The 9829-nt window shown below is 49.3% G+C and carries 7 protein-coding genes, 1 tRNA gene and 2 rRNA genes; all 10 read right to left on the reverse strand.

From position 1 onward, the window contains the following. Positions 1-627: 627 nt before the first annotated feature. Positions 628-716: transfer RNA gene (locus GNP95_RS24945), tRNA-Ser, on the reverse strand. A 62-nt stretch (positions 717-778) separates the two neighbouring features. Further along, the gene (gene serS / locus GNP95_RS24950; RefSeq protein WP_155613516.1) at positions 779-2062 is read right to left on the reverse strand and encodes a serine--tRNA ligase; all 1284 of its coding nucleotides are present in this window, start codon (positions 2060-2062) and stop codon (positions 779-781) included. A 162-nt stretch (positions 2063-2224) separates the two neighbouring features. Next, the gene (pdxT, locus tag GNP95_RS24955) at positions 2225-2809 is read right to left on the reverse strand and encodes a pyridoxal 5'-phosphate synthase glutaminase subunit PdxT (protein WP_155613517.1); all 585 of its coding nucleotides are present in this window, start codon (positions 2807-2809) and stop codon (positions 2225-2227) included. A 49-nt stretch (positions 2810-2858) separates the two neighbouring features. Next, on the reverse strand, positions 2859-3740 hold the full coding sequence (gene pdxS, locus GNP95_RS24960; RefSeq protein WP_155613518.1) for a pyridoxal 5'-phosphate synthase lyase subunit PdxS: 882 nt from the start codon (positions 3738-3740) through the stop codon (positions 2859-2861). 177 nt (positions 3741-3917) lie between these two features. Further along, the gene (locus GNP95_RS24965) at positions 3918-5330 is read right to left on the reverse strand and encodes a D-alanyl-D-alanine carboxypeptidase family protein (protein WP_330163617.1); all 1413 of its coding nucleotides are present in this window, start codon (positions 5328-5330) and stop codon (positions 3918-3920) included. 139 nt (positions 5331-5469) lie between these two features. Next, positions 5470-6927, reverse strand: coding sequence for an IMP dehydrogenase (gene guaB, locus GNP95_RS24970; RefSeq protein WP_330163618.1), 1458 nt, complete (start codon positions 6925-6927; stop codon positions 5470-5472). A gap of 324 nt (positions 6928-7251) precedes the next feature. After that, entirely contained in the window at positions 7252-7839 is a 588-nt protein-coding gene (gene clpP, locus GNP95_RS24975) for an ATP-dependent Clp endopeptidase proteolytic subunit ClpP (protein ID WP_155613520.1), read from the reverse strand. 48 nt (positions 7840-7887) lie between these two features. After that, a complete protein-coding gene (locus tag GNP95_RS24980; protein ID WP_155613521.1) occupies positions 7888-9024 on the reverse strand; it encodes an RNA polymerase sigma factor in 1137 nt (378 codons plus the stop codon). 386 nt (positions 9025-9410) lie between these two features. Next, positions 9411-9527 (reverse strand): 5S ribosomal RNA (rrf, locus tag GNP95_RS24985). Positions 9528-9604: 77 nt separating this feature from the next. Then, a 23S ribosomal RNA gene (locus GNP95_RS24990) occupies positions 9605-9829 on the reverse strand; the annotation flags it as partial.

The raw sequence follows: 9829 nt of genomic DNA on the forward strand, positions 1-9829 counted from the left end.
ATAACCTTCTTCAAAATGTAACGAATCTGGAGAACGTTATTTCAAATCTTTATTGCTCTAATCAGAGGATAAGCCGTAAATAGCGTGGCTAAAAATCGTTAGATTTAAAACAAGCGCAAATAGGTACAAATAACGAGGATGAGATTCGTTAGACTCCGGTTAACAGGATAGTGGCCACCAATCGGATGGCCTTATCTCAAGTGTATGGTGGGTTCTTCCCACGCGAACGAGCACTACTCCCCTGTACGCACGAAGCAAATCCGAGGCATGGATGGCACCTAGTCTTATCCCTTCATTTCTTGCTTACAACGGCGGCTCGACGAAGGGGCAACCTTTCATAGTAGTTTGTAATGCCGTGCCCCTTCTCCTTCGCCCCCCTGCGTGCGATCTGAGCCACGGGGCTTGCCTTCCCGCACCATCATATCAAACGGCCTACCGGGCATTGCTGAGAAGACATAGCCTTACTAAGCGGGTTCTTCTACAACCATCAGCCCTTGACTCTAGGTTATTACTTTCTAATATCAGCAAAAAACCGCCTCCCCGGCGGGAAGCGGCATAATCATTATTTCCTAGTTATCGTTAACGAAGCCTACGCTCCGACGAACCTTCGTGAGTTCTTAATAAATCTGGCGGAGAGGGTGGGATTCGAACCCACGTGGGCTTGCACCCTAACGGTTTTCAAGACCGCCCCGTTATGACCGCTTCGGTACCTCTCCAAAAGGTGAATCTGATTAGCGTAACAAATCAGATTCTACCATAGAGTTTATTCGCATGCAAGTTATTTCTTGCTGGTAATGTATTCAAGATTACCCATGTATGGACGCAGTACTTCCGGTACTTCAACACGGCCGTCTTCCGTCTGATAATTCTCCAGAATAGCGGCAACTGTGCGTCCTACGGCAAGTCCAGAACCGTTCAAGGTATGCACGAATTCTGGTTTGGCTTTAGCCTCCGGACGGAAACGGATATTCGCACGGCGAGCCTGGAATTCCTCTACGTTAGAGCAGGAAGAAATTTCGCGGTAAGCACCCGCCTCCGGCAGCCACACTTCGAGATCGTACGTTTTGGCAGCTGTAAAACCTAGATCCCCCGTACAGAGTGCCAGCACGCGGTAGGGAAGCTTCAACAGCTGCAGAACGCGTTCTGCGTTAGCTGTCATTTTCTCCAGTTCTTCATACGAGTGATCCGGATGAACAATCTTGATCATCTCCACCTTGTTGAACTGATGCTGGCGAATCAGACCGCGAGTATCGCGGCCAGCCGCACCCGCCTCCGACCGGAAGCAAGAGCTGTATGCCACATAATTCCGGGGAAGGTCCTCTATGCCCAGAATTTCATCACGATGGAAGTTCGTTACGGGTACCTCTGCTGTCGGAATCAAATAGTAACCATCCTCAGTCAGCTTAAACAGGTCCTCCTCAAACTTCGGAAGCTGACCCGTACCGTACAGGCTGTCGCGGTTGACGATATATGGCGGCAGCATTTCTTCATAACCGTGCTCATTACTGTGCAGATCCATCATGAAGTTGATCAGCGCACGCTCAAGACGGGCCCCCAGCCCTTTATAAAAGGTAAATCTCGAACCGGCTACCTTCGCCCCTGCCTCAAAATCCAAAATGCCGAGATCCGTGGCGATATCCCAATGCGCCTTTGGCGTGAAATCGAACTGCCGGGGCTCGCTCCAACGGCGAACTTCCACATTCTCTTCCTCGGAGCCGCCAACCGGAACATCTGCATGAGGAATGTTAGGAATAGAGAGCATCAGCTCATCGATCTGTGCTTCAAGAGCCCGGACTTCGTCATCCAGCTCCTTAATACGGTCACCCACCTCACGCATTTCGATGATCAGCTCGTCTGCATTTTCCTTGTTTTTCTTGCGCTTGGCGACTTCGGCCGATACCATGTTACGACGGTTCTTCAGCGATTCGCTCTCCTGCAGCAATTCGCGGCGTTTGCCGTCCAGCGGGGCGAAGCCGGATATAAGCTCCAGCGACTTACCTCTGTCCTTAAGCGCCTTCTCGACGCGTTCGAAATCATTTCGCATTATTTTAACATCTAACATGGGTTGTCCCTCCTAGAATCGTCCCCGGACCGCCTCGCTCGGCTCGCATGCTTCAACGGAGCAAGACAGGCCGTCATGGGATCACCAGAGAACTCGGGTGTCCTCCGTTAAAACAAACAAACCTTAACCCTTGGGAAAGAGTCAAGGTGTCTGATCAGCCCTTTACTTAGCAGCCGTTTTGTTAGCCTGAATCATTTCTGTAAAATATTTATGCAGCGAGGCATCGTCCGTCAACTCCGGATGAAATGACGATACCAGCAAATGCCCCTGACGTGCCGTTACGATTTCATCGTTATAAGTCGACAGCACTTCGACTCTTTCGCCAACCTCCGTGATTAACGGCGCACGTATAAAGACTGCGCGAAGCGGCTCCTCAAGACCTTTGACCTCCAGGTCGGTCTCAAAGCTCTCCCGCTGACGCCCAAACGCATTACGCGATACGCTGATGTCCATCACACCCAGGTGAGGCTCCTCGCCGCCTTCGATTTTCTTCGCCATCACAATCAAGCCAGCGCAGGTGCCAAAGAGAGGCTTGCCCTCACTGGAGAATTGCTGAATAGCTTCGATAAAGCCATACTTTCTCATGAGCTTGCCGATGGTTGTGCTCTCCCCGCCGGGGATAATCAATCCATCGATATCCAGGAGCTGCTCGGGCTGCTTCACAGCAACGCCCTCAGCTCCCGTGCTCTCAATGCTTCTTATATGCTCCGCAACAGCGCCTTGCAGCGCCAGTACTCCCACCTTCATGGAGAAACCTTCTTTCTATCTGACTCAAAAAAAGGGATTGCTCTGCCAATTACCAGCCGCGATCCGACATACGCTCGGCCGGAGACAACTTGGAAATTTCGATGCCTTTCATCGGCGTGCCCAGGTTCTTGGACACTTCGGCAATCAATTTATAATCGGTATAGTGCGTTGTAGCTTCAACGATCGCACGAGCGAATTTCTCAGGGTTTTCGGATTTAAAAATACCTGAGCCTACGAATACGCCGTCAGCGCCAAGATGCATCATCAACGCCGCATCAGCCGGAGTGGCTACGCCGCCAGCTGCGAAGTTCACGACAGGAAGCTTTCCGTTCTCATGAACTTCAAGCAACAGCTCATAAGATACGCCCAAGTTCTTAGCCTCTGCATACAACTCATCCTTGGACATATTCTGTACGGAACGGATTTGGCTGTTGATCAGCCGCATATGGCGAACAGCTTCGACAATGTTGCCTGTTCCCGGCTCACCTTTTGTACGGATCATGGATGCGCCCTCTCTGATGCGGCGCAGCGCTTCGCCGAGATCCTTCGCTCCGCAAACAAATGGAACGGTAAATTCCCGCTTGTCGATGTGGAACACCTCGTCTGCCGGCGTCAGCACTTCACTCTCGTCCAAATAGTCTACCCCGAGAGATTCCAAAACTTTCGCTTCCACGTAATGCCCGATCCGTGCTTTGGCCATAACCGGAATAGAAACGACTTTCATGACTTCTTCAATAATCGTAGGATCAGCCATACGGGCTACGCCGCCAGCTGCACGGATATCAGAAGGAACGCGCTCCAATGCCATGACAGCCGTTGCTCCAGCCGCTTCGGCGATCTTCGCCTGCTCCGCATTCATGACGTCCATAATGACGCCGCCTTTTTGCATTTCGGCCATACCTCTTTTTACACGTGATGTTCCTGTTTCCATGTCCACGCCTCCCGATTTTAATCTAAATATATCCCCATGTTAGGAGGCCAAGGCGCAAGACCTTGTCCCCATAAACATTACTTCTGTCTCAATATCGCAAGCGATAATCTAACTTGATATTTTACAATATTTACGCTAAATATACAACCCGTTTACTCGGGATTTATGTTTCACTTACTAGAAAAGATTTTTGATTCCGTTAAACAGATCCTTGAAAAAGTCCCCGATCGCACGCAGAAACAGCTTAAACCAATTCGCCTTATCCGCGTCCTGGGCGGTAATTAGCTTCACCGTCTTCTCTACAGGCTCGTCAGAGCCCGGAACTTTGTAGGAGTATGTCACAGTCCCCACTTCTGTTCCTTGCTTCAGAGGCGCCACCAAAGCCATCTCCTCATTCAGAGACACCGTTGCTTGCAGGCTGCTCATATCCGCACCCTTAGGTACAACGAAACTTACGCCTTGATCCGTAACGACAGGAACATCTACATTCTTTGCCTTCTTAACGGTAACCGTCTCGGCTCCTTCTACCGTCGTCTTAGGGGCAACGACCTGCTTAATTTCAAAATTGTTGAACCCGTAATCCATCACTTTGCGCGTTTCAACGAAACGTACATCCTCGGCCTTCATCGTTTTTGTAGCTTGCGTTCCCATAACGACACTGATCAACCGCATTCCGTTCCGCTCGGCCGTGCCGGTAAAGCAGCTCCCTGCTCTGGAGGTATGCCCGGTCTTCAAACCGTCCATCCCCTCATAGGCAAACTGTCTGAAGTTGGTTACATTCTTGTTCGCTTCGAGCATGTAGTTCCAGTTCACCATCGGCTTCTTGTCACGAGGGCGGAACGTATATTCTTGAATCGTTGTAAATTCAGTAAAATCAGGATGGTCAGTCACGATGTATTTAGCAAGAATTGCTGCATCCATAGCCGACATTACCGTTTCCTTGTCATTTGCCGGCTGAAACTCCTTAGGCATATCTCCAATGTCCAAACCTGTAGAGTTTGCAAAATAAGTGTTGGTCATTCCCATGCGCTGGGCTTCGTCATTCATCATCTTAACGAATGCTTGCTCAGAACCGGCGACATGCTCAGCCAGCGCTACTGTTGCATCGTTCGCCGATCCCACCGCCATGGCAATGTATAATTCCCGGATCGTATGCTGGTCGCCTTGCGCCAGGAAAATCCGTGAACCAATCGTCTTCGATGCGTTCTCCCGTACGGTAACTACGTCGTCCCAGCTAAACTTTCCTTGCTTGACTAAGTCTGCAACGATGTATTCCGTCATCATTTTGGTCATGCTTGCCGGAGGCAGCGGTGTATCTCCATTTACGTTTAATAGAATTTGGCCAGATACCGGCTCCATTAATATCGCAGATTTAACATTAAGTTCAAGAGATTCCACGGATGGAATGCTAGAGCTGATTTGCTCTACTTCAGGTTTGGTAGACGTCGTCGCTTCGGTTTGCTGACCTTCAGCAAGAACCATCGCCGGCACCGTAGATAGACATAACATATTCAATAAAAGAACAGAGGCGACGCTTTTACGAAGGATTTGCCGTTTCGATGTTCTAGGTTTCTTTTCTTTCAATTTCACTGCACTTAAAGCTCCCCTCATATACTCGTTCGATGTTCGATTGCTTTATCTATTCTATCACAGCGCAATACGCAAAAAAAGACAGGCCGGGCAGAATTCGCCCAGCCTGTGTTGGAAAATAGTGGTGTGGTGATTATTTTTACAAGGAATAGTTCGGTGCTTCCTTCGTAATTTGCACATCGTGCGGATGACTTTCGCGAAGGCCTGCTCCCGTAATACGGATGAATTTTGTATCGTTACGAAGCTCATCCAAGGTAGCTGTTCCGCAGTATCCCATACCTGAGCGTAAACCGCCTAATAGCTGGTGAACCGTATCGGATAGTGGCCCTTTGTAAGCGACACGTCCTTCAATACCTTCCGGTACCAGTTTCTTGTCGTCGTCCTGGAAGTAGCGATCCTTACTGCCTTGCTTCATTGCTCCAAGGGAACCCATCCCTCTATACACTTTAAAACGGCGCCCTTGATAAATCTCCGATTCGCCAGGGCTTTCCTCCGTACCGGCAAGCAAACTTCCCAGCATGACCGCATGCGCTCCAGCAGCAATGGCCTTCGTGATCTCTCCGGAATATTTAATGCCTCCGTCGGCGATGATCGGAATGCCATATTCGCGAGCAACCGATGCGCAGTCGTATACGGCGGTAATTTGCGGTACACCGATTCCGGCGATGACACGCGTCGTACAGATCGAACCTGGTCCGATACCTACCTTGACGACAGAAGCGCCAGCTTCGATTAAATCGCGAGTTGCTTCGCCAGTCGCTACGTTACCGGCGATAATTGTAAGTTCCGGATACCGTTTGCGAAGCTCACGTACCGTGTCCAAAATGTTAATATGATGCCCGTGCGCGGAATCAACCGTAATAACGTCAACGCCTGCCTTAACCAAAGCCTCCGCCCGTACAAAGGAATCGGAAGATACACCGATAGCCGCTCCGACAAGCAGTCTGCCCTGCTCGTCTTTTGCCGCATTCGGGAATTGGATCGCCTTCTCGATATCCTTGATCGTGATCAAGCCTTTGAGCGTGTTGGAATCATCCACCAGCGGCAGCTTTTCGATTTTATGCTGCTGCAGGATAACTTCGGCCTCTTGAAGGGTCGTCCCCACAGGAGCTGTGACCAGATTCTCGTGCGTCATGACTTCGCTAATCTTAATGTTATAGTCATGTACAAACCGCAAATCCCGGTTCGTCAAAATTCCGACCAACTTCTGCTCCTCGTTTACGATAGGAACCCCGGAGATCCGGTACTTGCCCATCAACTCCTCGGCGTCCGATACCAATCGATCCGGCGTAAGGGAGAATGGGTTTGTGATAACGCCGCTTTCCGAGCGCTTAACCCGATCTACTTCCTCAGCCTGCTGCTCTACTGACATATTCTTATGAATAATGCCGATGCCGCCTTCCCGGGCAATGGCAATCGCCATAGCCGCCTCCGTTACTGTATCCATTCCGGCGCTGATGAGCGGCATGTTCAGCTTAACCTTATCGCTCAGCTTCGTAGACAAATTTACCTCTTTCGGAAGGACCTCCGATTTACGAGGGACGAGCAGCACGTCATCAAATGTTAAGCCCTCTTTATCAAATTTACTTTCCCACACCTTAGTTTTTCCTCCCTTATATTCTATTCCTCGTCGACCGAATTCCCTTATATATCAAGGCCGGAAAGACACTTACGAAAATATATTATTGTACATCTTAGCAAAGGGCATATAGCCTGTCAAGGACAAGCGCCAGGAAATTACACCAGACTTTCACAGGCACACGAGTGTCCACGGGAGGGATACAATACACTGTTTCAGGTATTCTCCCGCCGATCTATTGTTCCCCTTTTGCGGCTAATATCATTCCAGCTAAGTAAACCGTCCACCCTCCCATATGAAAAAGAGCACTGTCTAAGGACAATGCTCTCTTACATACCCTGCTTACCCGGCCTTTGAAATCACCTGATCGATGACGCCATATTCAATCGCTTCTTGCGCGGACATGAAGTAATCCCGATCCATATCTTTGGCTATGCGTTCCAGCGACTGGCCCGTATGCTCAGCGGCAATCGCGTTTAGTCTCTCCCGGGTACGGAGAATCCGTTTAGCGCTAATTTCGATGTCACTGGCTTGCCCTTGGACACCGCCATGCGGCTGATGAATCATTACCTCGCTATTTGGCAAGGCGAACCGTTTTCCTTTAGCACCTGACAACAGTAAAATTGCCGCAAAAGAAGCAGCCATACCGGAGCAAATCGTCTGAACGTCAGGTTTGATGTACTGCATTGTATCGTAGATGGCAAACCCAGCTGAAGTGGAACCCCCAGGGCTATTTATATAGAAATGGATATCCTTCTCTGGATCCTCAGCCGCAAGCAAAAGCATTTGTGCAGTTATGCTATTGGCTACCTGGTCATCAATCGCCGAACCGAGAAATACGATTCGATCCTTAAGCAGCCTGGAATAAATATCATAGGAGCGTTCTCCTCGGCTCGTGTGTTCGATTACGTACGGGATAAATGTACTCATTTAATCAACCCCCTAGATAATTAATATCTAATACATGAACGGCCTTCCTTAGGCAGCTGCCCATACGAACGTTTGCCTGTAAACCGCTGCTTTTGGATTATCCTGATGTCGAGCATTTTGCTGCCTATGCTTCTGTAGAACGGGCGGCTGCAGCTGCTCGAGCGCGTTGGATTCATTCATGAGCATGAGCAGTGCCCGTGGATTATGCTCCCGGAATGCCTTTAAGTACGCGTATACGATATGCTCATTGTGAGGGGCGGCCGCTTGTGATGAGCCGTTTCTTTTTCCTAAGCGAGAACCTTTATCGGCTTCCGTTCCCTTCCGCTCCGATCTAAGCTTCGTCCGGGCGCGATGTAGCAATGCTTTAACAGCTCCTTCGGTCGTAGAGAGCAGTTCCGCCGTTTCTGCGGCCGTGTAACGAAATACATCTATAAGCATTAACGTAATGCGCTGATTGATAGGGAGGCGGTTTACGATTGTTTCCATGGCCGTCCAGAGGGAGGCTACATCCGACTCATTTGCCTGAAGCTCATCAACTGCTGTCCCGTCTATCGAATACGACTCTGCGCCAGTTCTATTTTTGCGACGTCCATCAATGTATATATGGTTAGCAATTTTGTATAGGTACGACTTATTGACACTGAAATCGCTGCCCTTTTCAAGAGAAATTCTCCAAACCTTCAGCCACGTTTCTTGGACAAGATCTTCCGCCTCCCATGATGTACCGACCAGGGATCGGCAATATTGACTCAGTGCCCCCTGATAAGATTGAACCCATTCAAGAAAGCTGTCATGCCTTGTCTCCATTTGGAGGCTAGCAGTTAATTGCTGATCTGCAACCACAAGGTTAGGCTGCTGATGTGGGTTTAATCGTTGTTGCAACTTGACTTGTTGGATTGGCTTCAATTGTTGGGATTGTCGGTGTAATTTGGATTGCTGTAGTGCCTTTGATGGCTGCATGGATCTTGCTTCCTGATGCAGCTTCGGCATCAGTTGTTTCATATGCTTGATTTGTGGCACCACCTTCGCTTCCGTCGAAGGTTTGTATGGGTGCACAATTACTGTGCCACTTATGGGCCTCATATTCTCCACCAGCTTTGGTTCTTGCAGAAGCTCCGCTTCCTGTACAGACTTTATTTGTTCTAGAGTTCTAAATGGCTGCATCGTTGCGTACTTGCTGCTCATTACGCTTTACACCTCCCTACACACTTAATCATTTTTCTATTTACTTATATAAACGACGGAATTGCATAATTCGATACGGTCATAAATTATAAAATATTTTCGCCATTCATTTTGATTGCTCTTTTCGGACCCTGGTTCAGCTATTTCGCAAAATTGCTGTTTTTTCTGGACCTAACGGACACAAGGGATCCCTATTGATGTAAAAATCCAGGGTTTCGACGAGCATTTCCACTAAATAGCGCCTTCTGTGTCCGTTGGCTTGCCGACTTTTGTATCAAACCAGCCAATACCAGATCTCTTGTCCGTAAAAACGTGAGTTTGATGGCACACTTAGAAAAAAACAAAGAAGCACTGCCGATTCAAAGATCAGCAGTGCTTCTCACGTTGCTTGGCGACGTCCTACTCTCCCAGGACCCTGCGGTCCAAGTACCATCGGCGCTGGAGGGCTTAACGGTCGTGTTCGAGATGGGTACGTGTGGAACCCCTCCGCCATTGCCACCAAACATGTTCAGATGACTTGATCACCTGAAAACTGGATACGAAACTTCATTTGCGTGTTAGCCCTACTTCACATAGGGAATTGGATAAGCCCTCGACCGATTAGTACCTGTCAGCTCCATACATTGCTGCACTTCCACCTCAGGCCTATCAACCTCGTCGTCTTCAAGGGGTCTTACTAATTGGGAAATCTCATCTTGAGGAGGGCTTCACGCTTAGATGCTTTCAGCGTTTATCCCATCCGCACGTAGCTACCCAGCTATGCTCCTGGCGGAACAACTGGTGCACCAGCGGTGCGTCCATCCCG

The sequence above is a fragment of the Paenibacillus woosongensis genome, assembly GCF_009725165.1.
Lineage (GTDB): Bacteria > Bacillota > Bacilli > Paenibacillales > Paenibacillaceae > Fontibacillus > Fontibacillus woosongensis.